General features: G+C 63.9%; 20 protein-coding genes. 8 read left to right on the top strand and 12 right to left on the bottom strand.

The window, feature by feature from the left end; genetic code table 11:
* Positions 1 to 6: 6 nt before the first annotated feature.
* The 7 genes from IVB18_RS34655 to IVB18_RS34625 form a co-directional block, all read right to left on the bottom strand.
* Positions 7 to 312 (bottom strand): HigA family addiction module antitoxin, encoded by a 306-nt coding sequence (locus IVB18_RS34655; protein ID WP_247984791.1) that lies wholly within the window; start codon positions 310 to 312, stop codon positions 7 to 9.
* A gap of 11 nt (positions 313 to 323) precedes the next feature.
* Positions 324 to 605 carry a type II toxin-antitoxin system RelE/ParE family toxin gene (locus tag IVB18_RS34650; protein ID WP_247984790.1) on the bottom strand — a complete coding sequence of 94 codons (282 nt, stop codon included), beginning with the start codon at positions 603 to 605 and terminating at the stop codon, positions 324 to 326.
* Positions 606 to 675: 70 nt separating this feature from the next.
* Positions 676 to 1,440, bottom strand: coding sequence for an anti-sigma factor (locus IVB18_RS34645; RefSeq protein ID WP_247984789.1), 765 nt, complete (start codon positions 1,438 to 1,440; stop codon positions 676 to 678).
* The gene (locus tag IVB18_RS34640; RefSeq protein ID WP_247984788.1) at positions 1,437 to 1,985 is read right to left on the bottom strand and encodes a sigma-70 family RNA polymerase sigma factor; all 549 of its coding nucleotides are present in this window, start codon (positions 1,983 to 1,985) and stop codon (positions 1,437 to 1,439) included. The genes IVB18_RS34645 and IVB18_RS34640 overlap by 4 nt, the downstream gene beginning before the upstream one ends.
* A 115-nt stretch (positions 1,986 to 2,100) precedes the next feature.
* Entirely contained in the window at positions 2,101 to 2,424 is a 324-nt protein-coding gene (locus IVB18_RS34635; RefSeq protein WP_247984787.1) for a cupredoxin family copper-binding protein, read from the bottom strand.
* Between the two features lie 35 nt (positions 2,425 to 2,459).
* Positions 2,460 to 3,398, bottom strand: a complete 939-nt coding sequence (locus IVB18_RS34630) for a metallophosphoesterase (RefSeq protein WP_247984786.1) — start codon at positions 3,396 to 3,398, stop codon at positions 2,460 to 2,462.
* A 103-nt stretch (positions 3,399 to 3,501) separates the two neighbouring features.
* Positions 3,502 to 5,124: a GMC family oxidoreductase N-terminal domain-containing protein gene (locus tag IVB18_RS34625; RefSeq protein WP_247984785.1), complete on the bottom strand. Its 1,623-nt coding sequence runs from the start codon at positions 5,122 to 5,124 to the stop codon at positions 3,502 to 3,504.
* A gap of 175 nt (positions 5,125 to 5,299) precedes the next feature.
* Here IVB18_RS34625 and IVB18_RS34620 point away from each other — a divergent pair, with 175 nt between their 5' ends.
* On the top strand, positions 5,300 to 6,472 hold the full coding sequence (locus tag IVB18_RS34620) for a M20 aminoacylase family protein (RefSeq protein WP_247984784.1): 1,173 nt from the start codon (positions 5,300 to 5,302) through the stop codon (positions 6,470 to 6,472).
* A gap of 172 nt (positions 6,473 to 6,644) precedes the next feature.
* On the opposite strand, the gene IVB18_RS34615 is transcribed toward IVB18_RS34620, so the two are convergent.
* Positions 6,645 to 8,273 carry an inorganic phosphate transporter gene (locus IVB18_RS34615; RefSeq protein WP_247984783.1) on the bottom strand — a complete coding sequence of 543 codons (1,629 nt, stop codon included), beginning with the start codon at positions 8,271 to 8,273 and terminating at the stop codon, positions 6,645 to 6,647.
* A gap of 98 nt (positions 8,274 to 8,371) precedes the next feature.
* Positions 8,372 to 9,772 (bottom strand): UdgX family uracil-DNA binding protein, encoded by a 1,401-nt coding sequence (locus IVB18_RS34610; RefSeq protein WP_247984782.1) that lies wholly within the window; start codon positions 9,770 to 9,772, stop codon positions 8,372 to 8,374.
* Positions 9,773 to 9,935: 163 nt separating this feature from the next.
* Between IVB18_RS34610 and IVB18_RS34605 the strand changes: the two genes are divergently transcribed.
* Genes IVB18_RS34605 through IVB18_RS34595 form a run of 3 tightly spaced genes read left to right on the top strand, consistent with a single transcriptional unit; the run spans position 9,936 to position 15,794 of the window.
* On the top strand, positions 9,936 to 10,724 hold the full coding sequence (locus tag IVB18_RS34605; protein ID WP_247984781.1) for a DNA repair protein: 789 nt from the start codon (positions 9,936 to 9,938) through the stop codon (positions 10,722 to 10,724).
* A complete protein-coding gene (locus IVB18_RS34600; protein ID WP_247984780.1) occupies positions 10,621 to 12,273 on the top strand; it encodes a DNA polymerase Y family protein in 1,653 nt (550 codons plus the stop codon). Before IVB18_RS34605 ends, IVB18_RS34600 begins: the two co-directional genes overlap by 104 nt.
* Positions 12,270 to 15,794, top strand: a complete 3,525-nt coding sequence (locus tag IVB18_RS34595; protein ID WP_247984779.1) for an error-prone DNA polymerase — start codon at positions 12,270 to 12,272, stop codon at positions 15,792 to 15,794. Before IVB18_RS34600 ends, IVB18_RS34595 begins: the two co-directional genes overlap by 4 nt.
* A gap of 159 nt (positions 15,795 to 15,953) precedes the next feature.
* On the opposite strand, the gene IVB18_RS34590 is transcribed toward IVB18_RS34595, so the two are convergent.
* Positions 15,954 to 16,241: a hypothetical protein gene (locus IVB18_RS34590; protein ID WP_027533918.1), complete on the bottom strand. Its 288-nt coding sequence runs from the start codon at positions 16,239 to 16,241 to the stop codon at positions 15,954 to 15,956.
* 54 nt (positions 16,242 to 16,295) lie between these two features.
* Between IVB18_RS34590 and IVB18_RS34585 the strand changes: the two genes are divergently transcribed.
* The 3 genes from IVB18_RS34585 (at position 16,296) to IVB18_RS34575 (ending at position 22,243) form a co-directional block, all read left to right on the top strand.
* The gene (locus tag IVB18_RS34585) at positions 16,296 to 17,708 is read left to right on the top strand and encodes a CoA transferase (protein WP_247984778.1); all 1,413 of its coding nucleotides are present in this window, start codon (positions 16,296 to 16,298) and stop codon (positions 17,706 to 17,708) included.
* Positions 17,709 to 17,853: 145 nt separating this feature from the next.
* Positions 17,854 to 19,098 carry an efflux RND transporter periplasmic adaptor subunit gene (locus IVB18_RS34580; RefSeq protein WP_247984777.1) on the top strand — a complete coding sequence of 415 codons (1,245 nt, stop codon included), beginning with the start codon at positions 17,854 to 17,856 and terminating at the stop codon, positions 19,096 to 19,098.
* Between the two features lie 28 nt (positions 19,099 to 19,126).
* Positions 19,127 to 22,243 carry a CusA/CzcA family heavy metal efflux RND transporter gene (locus IVB18_RS34575; protein ID WP_247984776.1) on the top strand — a complete coding sequence of 1,039 codons (3,117 nt, stop codon included), beginning with the start codon at positions 19,127 to 19,129 and terminating at the stop codon, positions 22,241 to 22,243.
* Positions 22,244 to 22,253: 10 nt separating this feature from the next.
* Here IVB18_RS34575 and IVB18_RS34570 read toward each other — a convergent pair whose 3' ends face one another.
* On the bottom strand, positions 22,254 to 22,880 hold the full coding sequence (locus IVB18_RS34570) for a LysE family transporter (RefSeq protein ID WP_247984775.1): 627 nt from the start codon (positions 22,878 to 22,880) through the stop codon (positions 22,254 to 22,256).
* A 177-nt stretch (positions 22,881 to 23,057) separates the two neighbouring features.
* Positions 23,058 to 24,020: an amidohydrolase family protein gene (locus IVB18_RS34565; protein ID WP_247984774.1), complete on the bottom strand. Its 963-nt coding sequence runs from the start codon at positions 24,018 to 24,020 to the stop codon at positions 23,058 to 23,060.
* Between the two features lie 207 nt (positions 24,021 to 24,227).
* Between IVB18_RS34565 and IVB18_RS34560 the strand changes: the two genes are divergently transcribed.
* The gene (locus IVB18_RS34560) at positions 24,228 to 25,826 is read left to right on the top strand and encodes an FAD-binding oxidoreductase (protein ID WP_247984773.1); all 1,599 of its coding nucleotides are present in this window, start codon (positions 24,228 to 24,230) and stop codon (positions 25,824 to 25,826) included.
* The last annotated feature ends 2 nt before the right edge of the window (positions 25,827 to 25,828 follow it).

Here is a 25,828-nt window from a genome sequence, read left to right as displayed (position 1 = left end):
GAGCGTTCAGGCTGCTTTCGGCTTGTTCACGGTCTCGATGCGATCGAGAGCCTTGCCTAGATCGCGTTTGGCGATCTGGATGTCGTAATCGTTCTGAAGATTGAGCCAAAGCTGCGCCGTCGTGCCGAGCGCCTTCGCCAGCCGAAGTGCCGTGTCGGCGGTGATCCCGGTCTGCTCGTTCGCGATCCGCTCGATTCGCGTGCGAGGAAGGCCGCAAGTCTTCGCAAGGGCACCAGCCGACATGTCTAGCGGGATTAGAAATTCCTCCCGAAGAACCTCACCAGGATGCATGGGCTTGAGCTTTTTGGCCATCGTCGCGTCTCCTAGTGATAGTCCACAATCTCGACCTCGGCGGGGCCCTGCGCTGTCCAGACGAAGCACACTCGGAACTGATCGTTGATCCTGATCGAGTGCTGTCCCTTGCGATCGCCTGCCAGGGCCTCAAGACGGTTGCCGGGTGGCGCCCTTAGGTCGCCAAGTTCGCCCGCCGCGTGCAGATAGCGCAATTTCCGGCGCGCAACCTTCACCAGATCGGCTGGAAAGCCCTTAGGACTTTCGCCGTCAAAGACCGCCTCAGTCGTCCTGTCCCGGAAGGTCCTGATCACTCAAGCAATGTATCATTGTCTGATACATTGTTCAAGGCCAGGCGTATCAATAAATGATACACCTTGAGGGCTACCCCTCCACATTCCCCTTCATCGCCGCCTCGAACTTGTCGACGAACTCGGCGAGCTCGTCGGCGCCGATGTCGCTGACGGCCCAGAAGTTCAGGCCGCGATTGCCCCAGCGGCGGCAGTTGAAGCCCTGCATGGTCTGCGTCTTCGGCGGCCGATGCTCGATGCTGGCGGTCTGCGCCACGAACAGGTTGATGACGTGCTGCCGCCGCCGGTAGACCACTGCGCCAATGGCGCGGGCGTCGATATAGTCGAGCCTGCCGCCGACCAGCGTAAACCCCTGCGCAGTGAGGTCGATCACGGGCGGGGCGACGTCGAGCTTGCCGTTGAACCACGGCTTCACCGTGTGCTGGTCGGTCGAGATCACGTCGGTGAGGTGACCGGCCTGAAGCGAGCGCAGGTGGGCGGAGACGACCTCCGACAAAATGCGCTGCTGATCATCCTGGCGCAGCACGATGGCGACGACCCCGGAGGCGGCGAGTGCGGAGACGGCCGAGCCCATCGCAAAGCCGCGCAGCACGGAGCGGCGGGTCGGCTGGCGCTGCGGTTGCGGCAGCGATGCCTCGATCCGGGAGCGCAGGCTGGCCGGCGCGGTGTAGCGCAGGTTGGTATCGGCGAGCACGCGCTGCATCTCGCGTTGTGTCGCGAACTCCGCGGCGCAGGCCGGGCAGCTTGCGATATGCGCTTCGATCTCGCGCGCGTGGCCGGCATCGAGCTCGTTGTCGAGCAGCGCGTGAAGCAGCATTTTTGCTTCGTCGCAGGTCATTTCGAATGCTCCTCTTCCGCCATCCAGGCCGTGCGCAGCATGGCGCGGGCGCGCGCGAGGCGGGACATCACGGTGCCGACGGGGGCGCCGACGGCCTCGGCGATTTCGCGATAGGACAGGTTACTGATCTCCCGCAGCACGAATGTCTCCTTGAACGGTTCGGCGAGTGCGTCGATCAGCTTGCGAATGGCGCCGGCATCGCGGCTGCGCAGCACTTCCGTCTCCGGGCTCGCCTCGGTCTCCTGCCATATCGGCGTCTGCTCGGCGGTGCCGGGTTTGTCCTCCATTGCGGCATGCGAATGCGCACGCCGTGCATATTCGGCGTTGCAGACATTGCGCAGGATCGCGAACAGCCACGGCTTCATCGCTGGGCCGCGATAGCTGTCAAAATGCTTCAGCGCGCGCAGATAGCACTCCTGCACCGCATCCTCGGCGTCGGAGGCATCGCGCAGCAGATAGCGCGCGAGCGTGTAGACGTCGTCGAGATGGGGCAGGGCGGCCTCGCGGAAACGCTGCGCCTTCTGGAAATCATCGCTGACGGGCATCGCCTCTCGCTTTGCCTCTTGTTTCGTTTCTTCCCTGGATACGGCTGAAGATGCGCGAGCCCGGCCAGCGTGGGACCGCCGGCCGGGCAAGACAGAGATGCCTTGGTTTGAGACGTTACTCAACCTTGATCATCCCCGTCATGTGCGGGTGCAGCGAACAAAAATATTTGTAGTCGCCCGCATTGGTGAAGGTGAAGGAGAACTTGTCGTCGGTGTCCAGGGTCTTGGACCTGAACTTGCCGGCCGCCACGACGGTGTGGGGGATGTCGTCCCGGTTGGTCCAGGTCACAGTGGCGCCGGCCTTGATCTTGAGCTCGGCCGGCTGGAAGACGAAATTGTCGATATGCACCTCCATGTCGTCGGCGCGGGCGTTTGTGACGGGCAGCAGGATGGCCGCGGCCACGGCGACACCGAAGTCGCGGCGATTGAGTGTCTTCATTGTCAACTTCCGTTCAGCCTCGGATTAGCCCTGGATCAACCCTGGATCGGCGTGTCGATGATCGCGAGCCGCTGCTCGTTCTGCTTGAAGTTGATGCTGGCAACGCCGAGCATGGAGCGCAGTTTTGCGTCCTCGACCTTCATCGGTCCGGGTGAGGAGGCGGCTCCCGGCGCCGGCTGCGGGAAGGCGGTCGAGCGCGCGGTGTGGAAGGTGACGTTGCCCTCGACCTTCTGCATCACCTGATGGATGTGGCCGTTCAGCACGGTGACCGAGCCAAAGCCCTTGACGTATTCAAGCGCGCGGCCGCCGTCCTCGGTGCCCCAGCCCCATTCCGGATAGACGGTCCAAAGCGGGATGTGGGCGAACAGCACGATTGGTGTGGATTTCGATTTGCCGCGGAGATCGTCCTCGAGCCAGGCGAGCTGCTCGGCGCCGAGATTGCCGAGGCCGCCGGCCTTGAGGTCGACGACGTTGACGAGGCCGATGAAGTGCACGCCGCCGGCGTCGAAGGAATACCAGCCCTGGCCCTTGGTGCCGCGGCCGTAGCGGTCGCGATAGAACTTCACCTCCTCGTCGAGGAAGTCATGCTCGCCGGGCACGTAGTGCACGTCGAGCTTGCTCTGCGAGATGATGCGCTCGGCATTGTCGAATTCGGCGGCCTTGGACAGATGGGTGATGTCGCCGGTGTGGATCATGAACGACGGCTTGGCCGGCATCGCGTTGATCTTGTTGACGGCTTCCTCCAGCGTGCCCAGCGCATTGGGATTGGCCGGCTTGTCGAAACCAACATGGCTGTCGCTGATCTGAAGGAAGGTCATGCCGGGCGCGGTCGCGGCCTGCGCGGAATCGATGATGCCGAGCGAGCGCGGCACCCCGCCCGTGATGGTCCAGAGCACCCCGGTACCGGCCCAGGTCATGCATTCCAGCACCTTGCGGCGGCTGACGCCGTCTTCGCCGTGATCGTGTCCGCTCATCGCGCAGCTCCTCTCGCCCGGAATTGGGCTTCGGGGAGGTGATTGGGCGAGGGGCGAGTTTATTCGCGAGAGGATGATGACGTTTTCGTGAGGAAAGGTCTCGCTACGACTTCGCATCCTCCAGAATCATCGTCGCGCCTTTCTCGGCGATCATCGCGGTCGGTGTGTTGGTGTTGCCCGAGGTGATGGTCGGCATGATCGAAGCATCGACAATACGCAGATTGTCTAACCCGTAGAAGCGCAGGCGCTCGTCGACGACCGCCATCGGATCATTCGCCGCGCCCATCTTCGCGGTGCCGACGGGATGGAAGATGGTGGTGCCGATGTCGCCGGCGGCCTTCGCAAGCGAGGCATCGTCATCGCCGACGGAGGGGCCGGGCAAATATTCGCTCGGCCGATATTTGGCGAGCGCCTTCTGCTGCATCAGGCGGCGGGTGGTGCGAATGGCGTCGGCGCCAACCTGGCGGTCGTCGTCGGTCGACAGATAGTTTGGCGCGATGATCGGCTTCTCTTCGATCGCCGCCGAGCGTAGCCGCACGGTGCCACGCGAGGTCGGCTGGAGATTGCATGCGCTCACGGTGATGGCAGGGAAGCGGTGCAGGGGATCGCCAAACTTGTCGAGCGACAGTGGCTGCACGTGGAACTGGATGTTGGCGCGGGCGCGCGTCGCATCGGAGCGCGTGAAGATGCCGAGCTGCGACGGTGCCATGGTCAGCGGACCGCGGCGGCGGAAGGCGTAGTCGAGCCCCATCAGGCCGCGGCGGACCAGATTGTAATAGGTCTCGTTCAGCGTGCGGACGCCCTCGACCTTGTAGATCGCGCGCTGCTGGAGATGGTCCTGGAGATTGCGACCGACGCCGGGCTTGTCCATGACGATGTCGATGCCGAGCGGCGACAGCCAGTTGGCGGGTCCGATGCCGGAACGATGCAGCACCTGGACCGAGCCGATCGAGCCTGCCGAGAGGATCACCTCGCGCTTGGCGCGCGCCTCGACGATCTCGCCGTTCTGGATGAAGCGCACGCCGACGGCGCGGCCCTGCTCGATGATGAGACGATCGACCAGCACGTGCTTCTCGAGCCGCAGATTTTGGCGGTTCAGTGCGGGCTTGAGGAAGCCGCGCGCCGACGACCAGCGCCGGCCGCGCTTCTGGTTGACGTGGAAATAGCTCGTGCCTTCGTTGTCGCCGGTGTTGAAATCCGGAATGCGCTTGATGCCCATCTCCTCGGCGGCGTCGCCGACGGCGTCGAGAACGGTCCATGACAGCCGCGGCGCCTCGATGCGCCAGCCGCCGCCCGCGCCGTGATGCTCGCTCGCGCCGAGAAAGTGGTCTTCCAGCCGCTTGAACAGCGGCAACACGTCGTCATAGCCCCAGCCGGTCATCCCGAGCTGGCGCCAATGGTCGTAATCGGCGGACTGTCCGCGCATCGAAATCATGGCGTTGATCGCCGAAGAGCCGCCGATCACCTTGCCGCGGGGATAGGCGAGCGAGCGGCCGTTGAGACCGGGCTCGGCCTCGGTCTTGAACATCCAGTCCGAGCGCGGATTGCCGATCGCGAAGAGATAGCCGACCGGGATGTGGAACCAGATCCAGTTGTCGTCGCCGCCGGCCTCGAGGATCAGGACGCGGTTCTTGGGATCGGCCGACAACCGGTTGGCGACGATGCAGCCCGCCGTGCCGGCCCCGACCACGATATAGTCAAACTCACCTTCGAGCCGCCTTGGCATTCTGATCCACCCGGATGGTCACTTAACGTTCCGTCCTAATAGGCAGACGCGGCGGACCGGGACAAGCCCGGCTATGCTGGGCGGGCAAGGCTAGACCCCCTGTCCGGGGCAGTTGGGTGGACTGGCGCTTGCATGGTAGACAGTCCTGCATTCCCAACAAAGCTTGAGATCCTCCATGCCCATCGTGAACCGCGTCGCCGACCTTCAACCCGACATCCAGGCCTGGCGGCGGGATATCCACCAGCATCCCGAGCTGCTGTACGATGTTCACCGCACCGCAGCATTTGTCGCGGACCGCTTGCGCGAGTTCGGTTGCGATGAGGTCGTGACGGGCCTCGGCCAGACCGGCGTGGTCGGCGTGATCAAGGGCAACAGACCGGCTGGCGAGGGCCTCAAGACCATTGGCCTGCGCGCCGACATGGACGCGCTGCCTGTCGAGGAGCAGACCAACCTGCCTTACGCCTCCAAGAATCCGGGCAAGATGCACGCCTGCGGCCATGACGGCCACACCGCGATGCTGCTGGGCGCCGCGCGCTACCTCGCAGAGACCCGCAACTTCGCCGGCGATGCGGTGGTGATCTTCCAGCCCGCCGAGGAGGGCGGCGCCGGCGGTGCGGCCATGGTCAAGGACGGCCTGATGGAGCGCTTCGGCATCGAGCAGGTCTATGGCATGCACAACGGTCCCGGCATTCCGATCGGCTCGTTCGCGATCCGGTCGGGCCCGATCATGGCGGCGACCGACGAGGTCGACATCAAGATCGAGGGCCTCGGCGGACACGCCGCGCGTCCGCATAAATGCGTCGATTCCGTGCTGGTCGGCGCGCAGCTGATCACGGCGTTGCAGTCGATCGTCGCGCGCAGCGTCGATCCCTTGGAATCGGCCGTCATCTCGATCTGCGAGTTTCACGCCGGCAATGCCCGCAACGTCATCCCGCAGACGGCAGAACTGAAGGGCACTATCCGCACGCTGTCGCCAGAGGTGCGCAAGCTCGTCGAGAAGCGCGTGCGCGAAGTGGTGGCGGGCGTGGCGCAGATCACGGGTGCAAAGATCGATCTGCACTACAAGCGCAATTATCCTGTCGTGAACAATCACGCGGCGGAGACCGAGGTGGCGCGGCGCATCGCCAAGCAGGTCGCGGGCGACGCCAACGTGCACGAGATGCCGCCGCTGATGGGCGGCGAGGATTTTGCCTACATGCTGGAAGCGCGCCCCGGCGCCTTCATCTTCTGCGGCAACGGCGACAGCGCCGGCCTGCATCACCCCGCCTACAATTTCGACGACGAGGCGATCGTCTTCGGCACGTCTTACTGGGTCAAGCTGGTCGAGGAATCGCTCGCGGCGTCGTAGGCTCGGATCGTCATTTACCTCGCCCCGCTTGCGGGGAAAGGTCGGAATTCAAGCGCAGCTTGAATTCCGGGTGAGGGGGACTCTCCGCGAGTCCGTCTCCCACCGTGATCGCAGCAGTAGCCCCTCACCCCAACCCTCTCCCCGTAAGAACGGGGAGGGAGAGGAGACGTCTTCAGAAGATGCGCGAGAAGATCACGTAGAGCGTGGCCGACAACGCGATCGCGCAGGGCAGCGTCAGCACCCAGGCCATCAGCAGGTTGCGGATGGTCGACCATTGCAGGCCGGAGCCGTTGGCGGCCATGGTACCGGCGACGCCGGACGACAGCACATGCGTGGTCGAGACCGGGAGGCCGAACACATCGGCGGCGCCGATCGTTGCCGCGGCGACGAGCTCGGCCGACGCTCCCTGCGCATAGGTGAGATGGGTCTTGCCGATCTTCTCACCGACCGTGACCACGATGCGCTTCCAGCCGATCATGGTGCCGAGACCGAGCGCGATCGCCACCGCAACCTTCACCCAGGTCGGGATGAACTTGGTGGCGGCATCGAGCGAGCCCTTGTAGGCGTTCAAGGTCGTGACCTCGTCCTTGTTGAGATCGTTTTCCTTGTCCTTCATCAGGAAGCGGATGGCTTCCGAAGTCAGGTACATGTCGTTGCGGGTGTTGCCGACGGCTTCCGCGGGTACCTTGGTCAGTGAGCCGTATTTGGCGACCTGGTCGCCGACGTCCTTCACCAGCGCGGCGAGCGAGGGATAGGTGCCCTCGTTGATGTGGTGCAGCGCGATGTACTGCGTCACCGCCGGACGGGGATCGCCGATGATGCTGTGGCCGGCGCCCTTCGCCGCGATCACCTTGGAGGCGGCGTCCGAGGTCTTCTGGAATTGGACGACTTGCGATTCCGGCAGCGCGCGGTTGAGCGCGTAGGCTGTCGGCACGGTGCCGATCAGGATCAGCATGATCAGACCCATGCCCTTCTGACCGTCGTTCGAGCCGTGCGCAAAGCTGACGCCTGTGCAGGTCGCGATCAGCAGACCACGGATCCAGAGCGGCGGCGCCTTGTTGCCTTCGGGCGCAGCATAGAGTGCCGGGTTGCGCACGATGAACTTGAGGAGCAGCAACAGCACGGCGGCGCAGATGAAGCCGACCAGCGGCGACAGCAGCAGCGCGTAGCCGATCTCGGTCGCCTTGCTCCAGTCCACGCCCGAGGTGCCGTCGCGGCCGCGCATGACGGCGTTGGCGATACCGACGCCGATGATCGAGCCGATCAGCGTGTGCGAGGAGGAGGCAGGCAGGCCGAAGAACCAGGTGCCGAGATTCCACAGGATCGCGGCGATCAGCAGTGCGAACACCATCGCGAAGCCGGCGCTGGAGCCGACCTGGAGGATCAGCTCGACCGGCAGCAGCGATACGATGCCGAAGGCGACCGCGCCGGAGGACGCGAGCACGCCGAGGAAGTTGAAGAAGCCTGACCACATCACGGCGACTTCGGCCGGCAGTGAGTGGGTGTAGATCACGGTGGCTACTGCATTGGCGGTGTCGTGGAAGCCGTTGACGAATTCGAAGCCGAGCGCGATCAGCAGCGCGACGAACAAGAGGAGGTAGGGCAGGAAGGTCGTCACCTTCGTGCCGGTCGCGTTGACGTCGACATAGATGCTGTAGGCGACGAACAGCAGGCCTGCGGCGAGGATGCCGAAGAACAGGATCATCGTCAGCGGGTTGAATCCCTTGTCGAGATTTGGCCGCGAGGCCGGCTGGATCGGCGCGGGATCGGCTACCGCGCGGTCGAATGCAACGTCGGTCATCTCTGGACGCCCCTTAACTTTCTGTAAGGGCTATTGTCCGCGATGGATTTGAAGGCTGGATGACAAGCGGCGCCTGAAAGGCGTTTTGCCGCCAGCATTTAGGCGGCGCGCGCGGATTTCTTCTGCAAGGTGGCGGCGATCTTCAGATCCTCGACAAAGCGCTGATATTCCAACACCTTGGCCTTCGGATCCGGCAGCCGGAGCAGATAGGACGGGTGCACCGTCACCAGCGCCTTGCGGCCGTCGGGAAGATCGATCAGCCGGCCACGGTTTTTGCCGATCGGAGTGATCTTGCCGAACACGCTTTGTGCGGCGGTCGCGCCCATCGCCACGATGAGATCGGGCTGGATTGCCGAAACTTCCCGCTCATACCACTGTCGGCATGCCCGGATCTCGGGCGTCGCCGGCTTCTGGTGCAGGCGGATTTTGCCGCGCGGCACGAATTTGAAGTGTTTCACCGCGTTGGTGACATAGACCTTCTTGCGGTCGACGCCGGCCTCCTCCAGCGCCCGATCGAGCATCTGACCGGCCGGGCCGACGAAGGGATGGCCGGCGAGATCTTCCTTGTCGCCGGGTTGCTCGCCGACCAGCATGATGTTGGCGGACTTCGGGCCTTCGCCGAACACGGTCTGCGTGGCGTCCTTGTAGAGGTGGCAGGCGCGGCAGTGGGCGGCTTCCTCCCGAAGCCTTTCGAGATCGTCGCCGGCTGTGGTCTTGCGTGTCACGGGAGCCTCCGGGCGCGGGGAAATCCGCCCGCCGGTCCAGCGTTCGGCATCAGCGAGCAGGGGTCCAAGTATCGACGCTTCCTGGAGGTTCCTCGGGCGCGTCCTCGGTGCTTCAGGCGTCGGCATCCGGTCCGGCTGGAAATGGCGACGCCAGGTTTCCTCCAGGCGGCCCGGCGCGGGCTTCTCCGTCCGGCTGATCCCCGGCGTGAAAGAGATCGCATGACCGTCCCAATGAGCGCAGATATCAGGCGTGAGGATCGACCAGGGCATGTCGGCAAAGCGGCGGGCGAAAAACGGCGCGGTGAAAGCGACGATGTGGTGCTCCGGCTCGAACCAGGTGGCGTAATGCGCCTTCTGCTCGCGCCCGATCTCGCGGAAACGGACGATGTCGCGCATCCGTTGCGCGTCGCGCTGCACGCTGCCGGCCATTGCGGCAGCCTGCGCCACGTCGGGATCGGCCATCGTTTCCAGAAGATCGTGATCGGCCTTCAACCGCCACAGCAAGCGATAGAGGAGCGCAAAGCGTTCGTCGTCGCGATGCAGGATCGCGATGCGTGCGAGCTCGATGAAATTGGCCGGCACGCTGAATGTGGTTTCGGTCTCGATCGGCGGAAGGCTTGGCGCTTCCGACAGGCCGGGCGGCATCCGGTCCTGCGTTTGGCCTTGCACACCCCACGTCACGTCCGCCGGCGCGACCTGATGCAGCGCGAGCGTGCGCGCAGCTTTGCGCCAGCCGTCGAAGTCGGTCTCGCTGTCGAGGGTGATGAGGTACATGGCACTTGAATCCTATTGATTCCGTTCATGAATCTGTGGAGGCGCCAATTCGATTGACTCTCATGCGCCCGTTAGCTTTATATTAGAACATATCATGAACAAATGAGCCAGCCGTTGGTTATCTTCGAGAGCCACGGCATCCATCCCTGAAGGAGCGGCGAGTATGAGCGGCGCACGCATCAGCGCGCTTGCGACCTTGCGCGGCCAGATCGAGCGCATCGAGACGGCGGAGGTCGTGCACCAGCGCGATCGCGTCGCGCTTGGCCATGGCGAGGTCGACAGCGCGCTGAAGGGCGGGCTTGCGCGCGCGGCGATCCATGAGGTGTTTTGCGAGGGCCGCCAGGGCGCGGCCGCGACGGGTTTTGTCACGGGACTTGCGGGCCGCGTGACGGCACGCAAACCGCTGCTGTGGGTGCGGCAGGATTTTTTGGACATGGAAACAGGCGCGCTGTCGATGCACGGGCTTGCCGAGCTTGGGCTTGATCCGCGCCGTGTGGTGATGGTGCGCGCCGCCGACGTGGAGAGTGCGCTGCGCACTTCGGCCGATGCGCTCGCTTGCGATGCGCTGGGTGCCGTGGTGCTCGAGCTCTGGGGTGAAATCAGACAGTTCGATCTCGTGGCGAGCCGCAAGCTGACGTTGGCCGCGCAGTCTTCAGGCGTAACTGGCCTGCTGCTGCGCATGGCGGCGCAGCCGCTGCCGTCGACCGCGGAGACACGATGGATGCTGCGTGCGGCGCATTCGCCGCCAGGGGCGATGTGGAGTGTCTGGGGCGCGCCGCGCTTCGATGCCGAGCTCATTCGCAATCGTCATGGCCCATGTGGCCGGTGGATCATGGAATGGAAATGTGATGAGTGCCAGTTCAGTGAATCGCCGGCGTATCCTCAGCCTGTGGCTGCCGCGCCTGCCCATCGATCGGATCCAGCGCTTCTTCAGCAACGTCGGGCTGGATAAGGGCAAAGCGTTTTCAAGCGAAGTGGACGCCGGTTCGCGTGAAGAAAACGCGTCAAAACAAAAAGACGAGCCCAGCATCGTCGTCGCCAAGGACAACAATGCGCTGGTGATCCATGCGCTGGATGAGGCTGCCGAGCGTCTTGGCCTGCATATCGGCCAACCCTTGGCCAATGCCCGGGCGATGTGCCCGGACCTGAAAGTTTTCGACGCCGATGTCGCGGCCGATGCAAAAACGCTCAGCGACATCGCCGACTGGTGCGATCGCTTCACCCCGCTGGTCGCGCTCGATCCGCCGCACGGGCTGTTCCTGGATATCACCGGCTGCGCGCATCTGTTCGGCGGGGAAGCCGCGCTGTTGCAGGCGCTGGTCCGCGCGCTTGCCCGGCAGGGCTTTGCCGTCAGCGCGGCGATCGCCGGCACCTCGGTCTGCGCGCGCACGCTGACGCGGCAGGCACATAGCACCATCGTGGCCGATGGCGGGGAGACGGAGGCGATCAGCGCCTTCCCGGTGTCCGCGCTCGGTGCCGGCGAGGCCATCACCACCGGCCTGCGCCGGGCAGGCCTGAAAACCATCGGCGATGTCGCTTCCCGCAGCTCCCACGAAATCACGGCGCGTTTCGGCGCGCGGTTCTCCACGCAGCTCGCGCATGCGCTGGGGCAGGGCGATGCGCCGATCAGGCCGCGAAAACCGCTGCCCGACTACATCGTGGAAAAACGCTTTGCCGAGCCGATCGCGACCGACACCATGATCGCGATGACGCTGTCGCGGCTCGCCGATACGTTGATCGCTTCCATGGAAAAACAGGGCAAGGGCGCGCGACGGTTAGAGGCCGCCTTCTTCCGCACCGACGGCGCGGTGCGCGCGATCATGGTCGAGACCGGGCGACCGGTGACGCGAAGCGCGGTCATCGACCGCCTGTTTCGCGAGCACCTCGATGCGCTCGCCGATCCCCTGGATCCCGGCTTCGGCTTCGACATGGTGCGGCTGTCGGCGAGCCGCACCGAGATCGTGGTGCAGGAGCAGCGCGATCTCGATGCCCATGTCCACGACAATGACGAGCTCGCCGCGCTGATCGACCGCATCGCCGCGCGCATCGGCGGCAAACGCGTTGTCGTGCACCTGCCGCAGGACACCCATATCCCCGAGCGCGCAGTGCTGGCCGTATCAGCGCAGCACCACCTGGCTGTCGCCATGCAGGCCGAATGGCCGACGCGCGTCGAGAGCGAACCGCCGCTGCGGCCCTTGCGCATGTTCGACAGACCGGAGCCGATCAAGGTGCCGTTCGCGTCCGTACCGGACGGAGCCCCGCATCAATTCACCTGGCGTCGCGCGCTGCATGCGGTGGCGCGGGTGGAAGGGCCCGAGCGCGTCGCCATGGAATGGTGGCGGCAGGACGACAGGCAACTGACGCGGGATTATTTTCGCGTCGAGGATGCCGAAGGCCTGCGCTTCTGGATTTTTCGCGACGGTCTCTACGACAGCGAGCTCATCGACGAGGAAGGCAAGCCCGTTCCCGCCAACTGGTATGTTCACGGCCTCTTCGCATGACGACATCAGCCTATGCCGAGATCGGCATCACCACCAATTTTTCCTTCCTGCGCGGAGGCTCGGATCCGCGCGCCTATGTGCACCAGGCCAGCATCCTCGGTATCCCCGCGATCGGCATCGCCGATCACAACACGCTCGCCGGCGTGGTGCGCGCCTACAAGGAACTCGACAATGCCGAGGTGCTGCACAAGCCAAAACTCCTGATCGGCGCGCGCATCGTCTTCATCGACGGCACGCCCGACATCCTGGTCTATCCGCGTGACCGCGCCGCCTACGGCCGGCTCTGCCGGCTTCTCACCATGGGCAAGCGTGGCGACGACATCACGCGGATCGAAAAGGGGGAGTGCCATCTCACCTTCACCGATCTCCTGGCGTTTTCGGAAGGCCAGCTTTTGGTCCTGACGTTGCCGCATCATTTTGATGCCGTGCAAGCGCAGGACATTCTCGCGAGGCTGAAGGCGACTCGCGCCGAAGGCGTGTGGCTCGCGGCGAGCCTGATCTATCGCGGCGACGACCGGCGTCGCCTGGCGCGGCTTGATGATCTCGCGGCGACGGCAAAGGTGCCGTTGCTCGCGACCAACGAGGTGCTCTATCACCATCCCGCACGCCGTCCCCTCCAGGACGTGCTGACCTGCATCCGGGAAAAGACCACGATCGAGGCGGTCGGCAGGAAGCTCGAGGCCAATGCCGAACGGTTCTTGAAGACTCCCAGGGAAATGTCGCGGCTGTTCCGCGATTTTCCCGAGGCGGTCGCGGAGACGATGCGCTTTGCGGACAAAATCGACTTCTCGCTCGACCAGCTCAAATACCAGTATCCGGACGAGCCGGTGCCGCCGGGCAAGACGGCGCAAGGCCATCTGGAGGACCTGACCCGGGCAGGCGTACAAAAATATTTCGGCGGCAACATCGACGACAAGCTTCGCGCTACCCTCAAGAAAGAGCTCGCGCTGATCGCCGAGCTGAAATACGCGCATTATTTCCTCACCGTGCACGACATCGTGCACTACGCGCGCAGCCAGAACATTTTGTGCCAGGGGCGGGGATCGGCGGCGAACTCAGCGGTCTGCTACGTGCTCGGCATCACCTCGGTCGATCCGACCCAGGTCGATCTGTTGTTCGAGCGCTTCATCTCCAAGGAGCGGCTGGAGCCGCCGGATATCGACGTCGATTTCGAGCATTCGCGGCGCGAGGAGGTGATGCAATATGTCTATCGCCGCTACGGCCGTCACCGCGCCGCGATCATCGCCACCGTCATCCACTATCGTCCGCGCAGCGCCATCCGCGACGTCGGCAAGGCGCTGGGCCTGACCGAGGACGTCACCGCCGCACTCGCCGACACCGTCTGGGGAAGCTGGGGCAAGGGCCTCAACGACATGCAGGTCAAGCAGGCCGGCCTCGATCCGCAAAATCCCATGATCAACCTTGCGGTCGAGCTTGCGACCGAGCTGATCGAATTCCCGCGCCATCTCTCGCAGCATGTCGGCGGCTATGTGCTCACGCAGGACCGGCTCGACAGCTATGTGCCGATCGGCAACGCCGCGATGGACGATCGCACCTTCATCGAATGGGACAAGGACGATGTCGACGCGCTCAACATGATGAAGGTCGACGTGCTCGCGCTGGGCATGCTGACCTGCATCCGCAAGTGCTTTGACTTGATCGCGGATCACAAAGGCAAGCGTTACGAGCTTGCGGATATCAAATCGAAGGATGACGACGAAGTTTATCAAATGCTACAGCGGGGAGAATCTCTCGGCGTATTTCAGGTCGAAAGCCGTGCGCAGATGAACATGCTGCCGCGCCTGAAACCGCGGACGTTCTACGATCTCGTGATCGAAGTCGCGATCGTGCGTCCGGGGCCGATCCAGGGCGACATGGTGCATCCATATTTGCGGCGGCGGAACGGCCAGGAGAAAGTGAGCTATCCCTCGCCATCGCCCGAGCATGGTCCCGCAGATGAGCTTTACAAGGTTCTGCACAAGACAAAGGGCGTGCCCCTGTTCCAGGAACAGGCAATGCGCATCGCGATCGAGGCGGCAAAATTCACCTCCGAGGAAGCCAACGGCCTGCGTCGCTCGATGGCAACCTTCCGCAATGTCGGTACCATCGGCAAATACGAGGACAAGCTGATCGGCAACATGGTTGCGCGCGGCTACAATGCCGACTTCGCCAGAAGCTGTTTCGACCAGATCAAGGGCTTTGGCTCCTACGGCTTCCCGGAAAGCCATGCCGCGAGCTTCGCGCAGCTCGTCTACATCTCCTCTTGGCTGAAACATTACCACCCCGACGCGTTTTGCTGCGGTCTGCTGAATTCGCAGCCGATGGGCTTTTACGCCCCGGCGCAAATCGTCAGCGATGCCCGCAAGAACGGCGTCGAGGTGCGTGACATCGACGTGTCCTTTAGCTTCGCGCAGAACACGATGGAAGAGAGTGACGGCAAATACTGCGCCGTCCGCTTGGGCTTCCGCCAGATCGATGGCTTTCACTGGCTGGACCAGGATGAGGAGCGGTTGAAGCAAATTCAGTTGTCATTCCGGGGCGCGCAAAGCGCGAGCCACGACGGGATTGCGCTCCCTCTCCCGCTTGCGGGGGAGGGTTGGGGAGGGGGTGCCTCCGCGATTCACGCTCCCCAAGAGGAGAGAGCCCCCACCCGCATCGCATCTTTCGATGCGATGCGGCCTCCTCCGCAAGCGGGGGAGGTGAAGGAGGACTGGGCCGACCGCATCGTCGCCGCCCGCAATCGCCGGCCCTTCACCTCGCTGGAAGACTTTGCCCGCGACACCGGCCTGCCCAAACGCGCGCTGATCCTGCTCGCGGACGCCGATGCGTTCCGCTCGCTCGGGCTCGATCGCCGCGAGGCGCTGTGGCAGGTGCGGCGGCTGCCCGACGACGTGCCGCTGCCGTTGTTCGAGGCGGCCACCGCGCGCGAGCAGCCGGACGAGCATGCAAAACCGTTGCCGGTGATGCCGCGCGCCGAACAGGTGGTCGCCGACTACCAGACCATCCGGCTTTCACTCAAAGGCCACCCGATGGAATTTTTGCGCGAGATGTTTTCGCGAGAGCGTGTCGTCGCCTGCAAGGACATTAGTCATGAGAACGAGCGGCGCCGCGTCCGCTGCGCCGGCGTGGTGCTGGTGCGGCAGCGGCCGGGCAGCGCCAGCGGCGTCGTGTTCATGACGCTGGAGGACGAAACCGGCATCGCCAATGTCGTGGTGTGGCCCAAGATCATGGAGCAGTACCGGAAAGAGGTGATGGGCGCGCGCCTCATTCTGGTCGAAGGTTATATCCAAAGCAGCCCCGAAAAGGTGACACATCTCATCGCCCAGCGCATGGTCGACCGCTCGCACGATCTGATCGGCCTCGCCAATGATGCGCTGAGCCGCAAGCATCCGGTGCCATCAGGCGCCGCCCTGATCGAGCCGCTCAACGACGACCGCCGCGACCACGCCGATACACCCGCGCAAAAAATCCGCCACCCCCGCAACGTCCGCATCCTGCCGCCGTCGCGGGATTTTCATTGAGGCGATCACAGTCGCATCAACAAATCCGACGTCATACCCCGCGAAGGCGGGGTATCCAGTACGCCGCGGCTTCTCGGCTCAATCACTGCCGTCTCTGGAATACTGGATCATCCGCTTTCGCGGATGATGACATCGTGCAAGATGGCAAGAGGCCCGCCTTCACTCCGGCGCCGCGCCCACCGGCGGGCCGCCGGGCGGGCGGTGCAGGAAGGTCAGCGAGGCATAGGCGCCAACCCATGAGCCTAAGGCCGCGAAAGCGACATAGAAGGCGTTTTCCGTGTAGCTGATCACGGCGTAGGAGGAGAGCAGGTACCACACCGCGCTCCAGTTCGCCGCCGGCACGCGCTTGCGCGCGATCACGGCCGAGGTGAACATGACATAGACCGCGTCGGTGGCCGCCGTTGCGATGAACACGGCGCCCGCGGTGAGGGGATCGATGGCGGCCATTGTATTCCCTTGTGTGCTAATGGAAGGTCGCAAAACTAAGGAAGAGAAGCGGACATGCAAAGCCCCGCCGGCATTCTCAGCGATATCTGGACCTCCGTCGGCGGCGATCCTGCCGCGCGCGGCCGTGTGCGGTTGACGGGCGAGGAGCCGCAGATCCCGTCCTCGTTTCGCGTTGCCGTTGCCGGACAAACGACGATCGCCGCGGCCGGCCTTGCCGCTGCCGAAATCTGGAGGCTGCGCGGCGGCGAGGTGCAGGACGTTAGCGTCGACATGCGCCACGCCGTCGTCGAATGCCGCTCCGAGCGTTACCTGCGCCTCGACGACAAGCCGCCGCCACCGGCCTGGGACGCCATTGCCGGCGTCTACAGGACCGGCGATGGCCGCTTCGTCCGCTGCCACACCAATTTCAGGCATCACCGCGACACCATCTGCAAGGTGCTCGCCTGCGAACCCGAACGTGAGAAGGTGCAGGCAGCGCTGATGCAATGGAAGGGCGAGGATTTTGAAACTGCGGCCTACGGCGCGGGCGGCGTCGTTGCCCTGATGCGCTCTTACGACGAATGGTCCGCGCTGCCGCAGGCACGTGCGTTGGCCGAGCTGCCGCTGATCTCGATCGAGAAGATCGGCGATGCCCCGCCAAAACACTGGCCCAAGGAATTGTCGAGGGGCGATCGCCCGCTCGCCGGCCTTCGCGTGCTCGATCTCTCCCGCGTCATTGCGGGCCCCGTCGCCGGCCGCACGCTCGCGGCGCACGGCGCGGATGTGCTGCTTGTCTCCGGGCCTGAGCTGCCCGCAATTCCCTGGCTCACCATCGACACCGGCCGCGGCAAGCTCACCAGTTTCGTCGAGCTCCAGAGCGAAGCCGGGCGTGCGCAATTGCGCGAGCTCTTGAGAGAGGCCGACATCTTCTCGCAAGGCTATCGACCGCGGGCGCTCGCAGCCCTCGGCTTCTCACCGGAGGATGCAGCCGGGATCAATCCCGGCATCGTCTACGTCACGCTGTCGGCCTATGGCCATGCCGGTCCCTGGGCGGAGCGGCGCGGCTTTGACTCGCTGGTGCAGACCACGACGGGCTTCAACCATGCCGAGGGACAGGCCGCCGGCATCGATGGGCCGAAGGAATTGCCGGCACAGATGCTCGATCATGCCACCGGCTATCTGATGGCGTTCGGCGCGATGATGGCCAAGGCCCGCCAGGCCCGCGAGGGCGGCAGCTGGCACGTGCGCGTGTCGCTGGCACAGACCGGACGCTGGCTGTGGAATCTCGGTCGGCTCGAGCACGGCCTGAACACCCCGGATCTTACGGGCGAGGCCGTACATCGCGCGTTCATCGAGACCATGCCATCTGGCTTCGGCACCTTGAAGGCGGTGAGCCATTCAGCGCTGCTGTCGAGAACGCCGGCACGATGGAGCCGTCCGTCGATGCCGCTCGGCAGCCATCCGCCGCAATGGCCAGCCCGAAGCTGACGTGGAGCTGACGCGTCGCAAAATTTTAACGCAAACCGAAAGCCTGCCCGCGTTTTTTAGGTTGTGTGAAATCTCAATTCGGCACTATTAGCGCGACCGATAAGGCAGACATTTGCCGAGATCGTCGCAGACTTGACCGGGCCCCATGGTAGCTGAAAATACCAAACGATTGCAGGTGCTTACAAAACAACGGGTGATCGCATCCGTAGTTTTACTAGCTCTTGCCGCCGCGGGTGCCTACGGCTTCCTCTATACGGGGACCAAGGAAAAGAGCCACTCGGAGATATCCAGCCAGTCGCGCAGGAATGCGCAGAACTTCACGCCGACGCCGTCCGAATGGGCAACGCTGACGATCGAGCCGGTCAAGGCCAAGACGTTCCGGGCTGAATATGTCACCGAAGGCAAGGTCGCTGTCGACGAGGACCGCTCGACGCCGGTGTTCTCGCCCTATGCCGGACGGGTGACCAAGCTGCTCGCCAAGCCGGGCGAGAGCCTGAAGCAGGGTCAACCGCTGTTCGCAATCGAAGCCGCCGACACCGTGCAGGCTCAAAATGATTTCATCGCGGCGATGACCTCGCAGAACAAGACGAAGTCGGCGGTCGATCTCGCCGACATCCAGTTCAAGCGCGCCAAGGATCTCTATGAGGGCCATGCCATCCCGCTGAAGGATTATCAGCAGGCCGAGGCGACCCAGGTCCAGGCGCAGAACGACATGCGCTCCTCGGCGACGGCGCTGGAAGCCGCGCGCAACAAGCTGCGCATCCTCGGCTTCACCGACGAGACCATCAAGGCGTTCCTCGACAAGGGCAGCATCAATCCCGAGGTCACGATCTACTCGCCGATCGCGGGTACGGTCGTGCAGCGCAAGATCGGCCCGGGCCAGTATGTCAATTCCGGCGCCACCGATCCGGTGTTCGTGATCGGCGACCTCTCCACGGTCTGGCTCACCGCCTTCGTGCGCGAGAGCGACGCCGCCTCCGTGTGCATCGGGCAGGACATCACCGTCAACGTGATGGCGCTGCCGGGCCGCCCGCTGACCGCCAAGATCAACTACGTCGCCACTGCGATCGATCCCAACACCCGCCGCCTTCTGGTCCGCGCCACCATCGACAACAAGGACGGCCTGCTCAAGCCGGAGATGTTCGCCAACGTCACGATCTACTCCGCCGGCGACCGCGCAGCACCGGCGGTGCCGAAGCGGGCCTTGATCTACGAAGCCGACCAGGTCCGCATCTGGGTCGCGCGCGAGGACAAGTCGGTCGAACTGCGCCAGATCAAGATCGGCCTCATCAACGGCAACCTCGTCGAGGTCACCAACAACCTGAAGCCCGGCGAGCAGATCGTCACCAAGGGCAGCCTGTTCATCGACCGCGCGGCGTCCGGCAGCTGATCGACGACCCAAGAAACTGAAGACCTGAATGGATCGTCTCGTCGCCCTTGCCGTCAACCGGCGCTACCTGATGGTCGGCATGTTCGTTGCCGTGCTGATCGGCGGCTTGATTGCGTTCAACCAGCTCAACATCGAGGCCTATCCCGATCCGACCCCGCCGATGGTCGATATCGTGACGCAAGGCCCAGGTCTGTCGGCCGAGGAGATCGAGCGTTACATCACGATCCCGATCGAGACCCAGGTCGCAGGTTTGAAGAACCTCACCACCATCCGCACGATCTCGCTCTACGGCCTCTCCGACGTCAAACTCCAGTTCTCCTTCGCCTATACCTATGACGAGGCGTTGCAGCAGGTTCTGAACCGCCTGGCGCAGCTCGCGCCCTTGCCCGGCAACGTGCAGCCGCAGATCTCGCCGCTCAGCCCGATCGGCGAAATCTTCCGCTACCGGCTGGTCGGTCCGCCGAACTACAGCGTGCTCGACCTCAAGACCATCCAGGACTGGATCCTCCAGCGCCGCTTCCGCGCCGTGCCCGGCGTGATCGACGTCACGGGGTGGGGCGGCAAGAGCAAGACCTATGAGCTGCAGGTCGACTTCAACAAGCTGGTCGCCAACGGTCTGACGCTGCCGCAGTTGCTCCAGGCGGTCAGCAATTCCAACGTCAATGTCGGCGGCAACACCGTCAATATCGGCCAGCAATCGGCCGTGGTGCGCGGCGTGGGGCTGATCCGCTCGATCGACGATCTCGCCAACACCATGATCGCCCAGACCGGCGGCAATCCGGTGCTGGTGAAGGATGTTGCCACCGTCACGATTGGCCAGAAGCCCCGTCTCGGCATCGCCGGTCTCGACGATGCCGACGACATCGTGCAGGGCATCGTGCTGATGCGCCGCGGCGAGCAGAGCACCCCGACCATCAAGCGCGTCGAGCAGCTCGTTCACACCATCAACGATTCCAGTATCCTGCCGCCCGGCGTGCATATCGAGCGCATCTACGACCGCAAGGACCTGATCGACCTCACCACCCACACCGTGCTGCACAACATGGTGGTCGGCATCCTCCTGATCGTGCTGTTGCAGTGGATCTTCCTCGGCGATCTCCGCAGCGCGCTGATCGTCGGCGCCACGATTCCGTTCGCGCTGTTCTTCGCGGTGATCATCCTGGTGTTGCGCGGGGAATCGGCAAACCTGCTCTCGGTCGGCGCGATCGATTTCGGCCTGATCGTCGACGCCACCGTCATCATGGTGGAAGCCATCTTCCGCCGCCTGACGCAGACCACGCCGCTCACCGAATTCGAGCACGTCTCGCCCGAGACGCTGTTCGGCATGAAGAGCCATGCCATCCTCAGCGCCGCGGCCGACGTGTCGCGCTCGATCTTCTTTGCCGCTGCCATCATCATCGCAGCCTTCCTGCCGCTGTTCACGCTCTCCGGCGTCGAAGGCAACATCTTCGGGCCGATGGCGCGTACCTATGCCTACGCGCTCGCCGGCGGGCTCCTTGCGACGTTCACCGTCACCCCGGCGCTGTCCGCGATCATCCTGCCCGCGCATCTCAAGGAAACCGAGACGAGGATCATGCTGATCCTGCACCGGATCTACATGCCGGTGCTGAATTGGGCGGTCGCCAACCGCAGCATCGTGCTCGGTGGCGCGGTCGGTCTCGTGCTGATGACGGTGGCACTCAGCCGCCTGCTCGGCCTCGAATTCCTGCCCAAGCTGGAAGAGGGCAATCTCTGGATCCGTGCGACGCTGCCGCCGACCATCTCGCTCCAGGAAGGCAACACCTACGTCAACGAGATGCGCAAGCTGATCCGTGCCCGGCCCGAAGTAGAATCCGTGGTGTCGCAGCACGGTCGTCCGGATGACGGCACCGATGCGGCGGGCTTCTTCAATGCCGAGTTCTTTGCGCCGCTCAAGCCCGCCAGCGAATGGCCGAACACGCACAGCAAGGAAGAGCTGACTGCGCAACTGCTCAAGCAGCTCGACGACCGCTTCCCCGGCGTCGAATTCAACTTCTCGCAATATCTCCAGGACAACGTCTCCGAAGCCGTCTCGGGCGTGAAGGGTGAGAACTCGATCAAGCTGTTCGGCAGCGATCTCCAGGCGCTCACCGATACCGCCAACAAGATCAAGTCGGTGCTGGCGACGGTGCAGGGCGTTACCGACCTTGCGGTGTTCACCTCGCTCGGGCAGCCGACCATCCAGATCGACATCGACCGCGCCAAGGCCGCGCGCTATGGGCTCGCCCCCGGCGACATCAACGCCACAATCAAGGTCGCGATCGGCGGCGATACCGCGGGCGATATCTATGAGCCCGGAAGCGACCGCCACTTCCCGATCATCGTTCGCCTTGCGCCGGAATTCCGCAGGAGCGCCGAGGCGATCCAGAACTTGCGGATCGGCGCGCCTGGCCCGAACGGTACTGTCACGCAGATTCCGTTGAGCGAGGTCGCCAGCATCAGCCTCGTCTCCGGCGCAGCCTACATCTATCGCGAGCAGCAGGAGCGCTATCTGCCGATCAAGTTCTCGGTGCGCGAGCGCGACCTCGGCAGCGCGATCCGCGAGGCGCAGCAAAAGATCGCCGACCAGGTGCAATTGCCGCCCGGGGCGCACATGGACTGGGTCGGCGAGTTCGGCAACCTTCAGGACGCGATCCGGCGCTTGTCGGTCGTGGTGCCGATTTCGCTCGCGCTGATCGGCGTCCTGCTCTGGCTCAATTTCGGCTCGATGACCGACACGCTGCTTGCCATGAGCGTGATCCCGATGGCGATCTTCGGCGGCGTGCTGGGTCTTCTGATCACCGGCACGGCGTTCAGCGTCTCCGCGGCGATCGGCTTCATCGCGCTGTTCGGGATCGCCGTGATGGACGGCATCATTATCCTGTCGCAATTCAACCAGCTGATCGAAGAAGGCATGGATCGCGTGAGCGCGGTGATACGCACCGGCGAGTTGCAGCTCCGGCCCGTGCTGATGACCTGCGTCGTCGCCGGCATCGGTCTGCTGCCGGCGGCGCTGTCGGAGGGCATCGGCTCGCAGGTGCAGAAGCCGCTCGCGGTGGTCGTCGTCACCGGCATGATGCTGGCGCCGATCGTGATCCTGGTGACGCTGCCGGTCCTGATCTCGTTCTTCTCCCGCCGGGCGCGCTGACGGCCGATTGTCACAACATCCGCTGCGCGATCCGCACCAGCATCATGGTGCCGAGTCCAAGCAGCATCAGGCTCGCGAACCGGCTGCTCAACGACAGCATACGTGGTGTCAGCCGTGACCGCGCCGTCGCCACCACCGTGCTGAGCACCGTCCACCACATCGCCGAGCCGACGAACACGCCCGCGACCAGCGGCGGCGCGGCGGATTGGGTGGAGAACGCTTGCAACGCGGCCAGAAACAGGATGACCGTGATCGGATTGGTGAACCCAAGTGCGATCGCGCTGAGATAGGCGCGCGCCAGGCGCACCCGGTCGATCTCGCTCGTTTCCTGAAACACCGGGGAACTACGATGCGTCCGGATTGCGAACCACAGCAGCGTGAGGGCCGAGACGATGCCGAAGCCCACTGCATTGGCCTCGACCCAAGGCTGTGCAAGTGACCCGAGGCCCAGCACCGCAAAGGTGCTGTAGGCAAGATGCACCGTCGCCGCACCGAAGCCGGTTGCCAGGCCCGTGGCCATGCCTGATGCCAATGTGCGCTGAATGCACAGCATTCCCATGGGCCCGATCGGAGCCGCGACGGTGAAACCAATTCCAATGCCGGAGAAAAGCGCGGCAAGATAATGCGATAGAGGCATGCGACCGCACGAACAAATGAAATCTGTGCGCGTGCGTACCGGCGAAAATGAAACGTCGCCTCATCCAAACGGGTGAAAAGCGAACGGGAGCACAAACACGTTCGTGTGAGTCGATGCGATTGCGCAATGTGGAATCAAAGTTCCACATCGCTCGAGCGTTGCGAGTTTTGCCGCGAATTAGAATCCGTAGAGACGCGCCGGATTGTCGACCAGGATCTTGGTGCGGATCGCCGCATCCGGCGCCCAAACCGGGAGCTGGTTGAGCAGGCGCCCGTCGTCGATCTGGTAGAGCGGCGCGACGTCGGTTGCTTTCCGGCCCGGCACCTGGCTCGAATCCGGATGCGGCCAATCGGTGCCCCAGACGATGCGGTCAGGATTGGCGGCGATCAGCGCCTGCGCGAACGGCACCATGTCCTGATAATCGGGCGCGAGTTTTGATGAACGGTAGGCGCCGGAAATCTTGACATGAGCCTTGCCTGATTTCACCAGCGCGACGAGATCGGAAAAGCCCGGCTGCTCCAGGCCACGCGAGGCTTCGAGACCGCCGAAATGGTCGAACACGACGGGCACCGGCGCCGTCTCGACGAGGTCCCTGATCGCCGTGATCATCGCTAGCGCGGTATAAAGCTGCACGTGCCAGCCGCGCGCCTTCATGCGCTCGACTGCGGCGGTGAAGCGGGGCCGGCCGACATTGGGGTCGTTGACGCCGCCGGTCGCGAGATTGAGGCGGATGCCGCGGAAACCCTCCTGATGCATCGTATCGAGCGCGCTCTCCGTGGTCTTGTCGTCGATCACGGCCACGCCGCGTGCGGCCGTGGCGCGGGCCTTCATGCCGAACAGGGTCGATGAATTGTCGGTGCCGTAGACACTCGGGGTCACGATCACCACGCGCTCGATATGCAGCGCCTTGTGCAGCGCGGCCATCTCCTCCGGTGAAGCCGGCTCCGGCGTATAGACGCGCCCGGCGAAGAACGGAAACTTTTCGGGATCGCCGTGGATATGGGTGTGGCAGTCGCAGGCATGGGCCGGCACGTCGAAATTGACCGGCGTCGCGGGTTGCGCCGGTTTGGCGTGGGCTTTGTCGGTCATGGCTACTCCGGCGGCGAGGGAGGCAAGCAGGACGCTGCGTCGATTGAGCATGGTTTCTCTCCCCGTTTATTATTTTGAACGGAAAGGGATACCACGTTCAACGGGATCCATTCTTTTCGTCGCCGCATGGCTGGTGAGCGTTGCAGGACGTTCGTCACGGTCGGCAGGCAGGAACGGTCCTGCATTTGAACCGGCTCGCCTCCCGTTTGACTAATGATCCGCGCTCCCGGATCATCGCCCTCCCACCGGAATCACTTTATGCACAAATCTTTCGGCAAGTTCAAAGCAGGCGTCTCGGCGTTTGCCGTCCTCGTCGCGCTGTTCGGCGTCTATGGCTTCCGCAAATTGCAGGCGCTGGCGGCCGATCCCACCGGGCCGAAGGATTGCCGGGCTGCCGATGACATCGGCGAGCACGGCAAGATCGATCTGGACAAGGTGAGGGCGATCGCGCCGCTACAGGGTGTGACATGGTCGCAGCTCGGCGGCAGCATCAACGATGCGAGCTGTCTCAACCGCACCGAGATCTACGGAATGGTCGCGGTGCACAGCGTCGACGATATCGCGAAAACGCTAGCGTTCGCGCGCGACAACAAGCTGCCGGTGACGACGGCGGGCGTGCGCCATTCCATGGGCGGACAGGCCTTCCGCAAGGGCGGCATCGTGCTGGACATGCGCAGCTTCAACCGCATCACGCTCAACGAGGCCTCGCGCAGCGTCACCGTGCAGCCGGGCGCGACCTGGCACGATATCCAGATCGCGCTGCATCCGCGCTTTGCGGTGCGCGCCATGCAGTCGACCGACATCTTCAGCGTCGGCGGCTCGATCTCGGTCAATGCCCACGGAATGGATCACCAGGCCGGCGCGCTGGCCCGCTCGATAAAGGCGATGAAGGTGATGCTGGCCGACGGCTCGATCAAGAACGTCTCGCCGACCGGGAATGCGGAGCTGTTCAACCTCGTGGTCGGCGGCTACGGCCTGTTCGGGGTGATCATCGAGGCCGAGCTCGATATCGCCGACAACGCGGTCTATCAGACCGGCCGGCGGATGCTGGACTACAAGGCGTTTCCCGCGCTGTTCTCCGGCGAGATCGAGAACGACAGCAATATCGGCCTGATGTACGGCCATCTGTCGACCGCGCCGAGCAGCTTTTTGCAGGAAATGCTGCTCTACACCTACACCAAGGCCGACGGCGCCGACTTCAAGCGCCAGCCGCTCGGCGAGGTCAGCGGCACGAAACTGCGGCGGCTCACCATCAACCTGTCCAAGCAAGGCTCGTTCTTCCAGGAGCTGAAATGGTTCTCGGAGAAGCACATCGAGCACCGCATGGAGAATTGCACGGTGACGCGGGCGCAGGCGATCGCCTCGGGCGAGGCCTGCCTCGTCAGCCGCAACGATCCCATGCACGATTCCGTACCGTACCTGCGCGACGCATTGCAGGAAGAAACCGATATCCTCCACGAATACTTCATTCCGCGCAAAAACTTCGTCGCCGTCGTCGACGGCATGCGCAAGATCATGCTCGCCAACAACACCAACCTGCTCAACGCCTCGGTCCGGATCGTGCACAAGGAAGACAACTTCCTGACCTATTCGCCCGAGCCGGCATTCTCGCTGGTGCTCTACATCAATCAACCGACGGACGATGAGGGCAACCGCCGCATGAAGAAGACAACGGAAGCGCTGATCGACCTCACGATCGCCAATCAGGGCCGCTTCTTCCTGCCGTACCAGCTGTATTACTCGCGCGACCAGCTCAAAAAGTCCTATCCGCAAATCGAGGAATTCTTCGCGGCCAAGCGCAAATACGATCCGGCCGGGCTGTTCACGAATACGATGTATCAGAAATACGGGTCGTGAGC

The sequence above is a fragment of the Bradyrhizobium sp. 186 genome, from assembly GCF_023101685.1.
Taxonomy (GTDB): domain Bacteria; phylum Pseudomonadota; class Alphaproteobacteria; order Rhizobiales; family Xanthobacteraceae; genus Bradyrhizobium.
This window is presented reverse-complemented; position numbering and strand designations above follow the sequence as displayed.

Coding starts and splice junctions, on each gene's coding strand:
- IVB18_RS34655 (WP_247984791.1), bottom strand. CDS start 312: ATGGCCAAAAAGCTCAAGCCCATGCATCCTGGTGAGGTTCTTCGGGAG.
- IVB18_RS34645 (WP_247984789.1), bottom strand. CDS start 1,440: ATGACCTGCGACGAAGCAAAAATGCTGCTTCACGCGCTGCTCGACAAC.
- IVB18_RS34640 (WP_247984788.1), bottom strand. CDS start 1,985: ATGCCCGTCAGCGATGATTTCCAGAAGGCGCAGCGTTTCCGCGAGGCC.
- IVB18_RS34635 (WP_247984787.1), bottom strand. CDS start 2,424: ATGAAGACACTCAATCGCCGCGACTTCGGTGTCGCCGTGGCCGCGGCC.
- IVB18_RS34630 (WP_247984786.1), bottom strand. CDS start 3,398: ATGAGCGGACACGATCACGGCGAAGACGGCGTCAGCCGCCGCAAGGTG.
- IVB18_RS34625 (WP_247984785.1), bottom strand. CDS start 5,124: ATGCCAAGGCGGCTCGAAGGTGAGTTTGACTATATCGTGGTCGGGGCC.
- IVB18_RS34620 (WP_247984784.1), top strand. CDS start 5,300: ATGCCCATCGTGAACCGCGTCGCCGACCTTCAACCCGACATCCAGGCC.
- IVB18_RS34615 (WP_247984783.1), bottom strand. CDS start 8,273: ATGACCGACGTTGCATTCGACCGCGCGGTAGCCGATCCCGCGCCGATC.
- IVB18_RS34610 (WP_247984782.1), bottom strand. CDS start 9,772: ATGTACCTCATCACCCTCGACAGCGAGACCGACTTCGACGGCTGGCGC.
- IVB18_RS34605 (WP_247984781.1), top strand. CDS start 9,936: ATGAGCGGCGCACGCATCAGCGCGCTTGCGACCTTGCGCGGCCAGATC.
- IVB18_RS34600 (WP_247984780.1), top strand. CDS start 10,621: ATGAGTGCCAGTTCAGTGAATCGCCGGCGTATCCTCAGCCTGTGGCTG.
- IVB18_RS34595 (WP_247984779.1), top strand. CDS start 12,270: ATGACGACATCAGCCTATGCCGAGATCGGCATCACCACCAATTTTTCC.
- IVB18_RS34590 (WP_027533918.1), bottom strand. CDS start 16,241: ATGGCCGCCATCGATCCCCTCACCGCGGGCGCCGTGTTCATCGCAACG.
- IVB18_RS34585 (WP_247984778.1), top strand. CDS start 16,296: ATGCAAAGCCCCGCCGGCATTCTCAGCGATATCTGGACCTCCGTCGGC.
- IVB18_RS34580 (WP_247984777.1), top strand. CDS start 17,854: ATGGTAGCTGAAAATACCAAACGATTGCAGGTGCTTACAAAACAACGG.
- IVB18_RS34575 (WP_247984776.1), top strand. CDS start 19,127: ATGGATCGTCTCGTCGCCCTTGCCGTCAACCGGCGCTACCTGATGGTC.
- IVB18_RS34570 (WP_247984775.1), bottom strand. CDS start 22,880: ATGCCTCTATCGCATTATCTTGCCGCGCTTTTCTCCGGCATTGGAATT.
- IVB18_RS34565 (WP_247984774.1), bottom strand. CDS start 24,020: ATGCTCAATCGACGCAGCGTCCTGCTTGCCTCCCTCGCCGCCGGAGTA.
- IVB18_RS34560 (WP_247984773.1), top strand. CDS start 24,228: ATGCACAAATCTTTCGGCAAGTTCAAAGCAGGCGTCTCGGCGTTTGCC.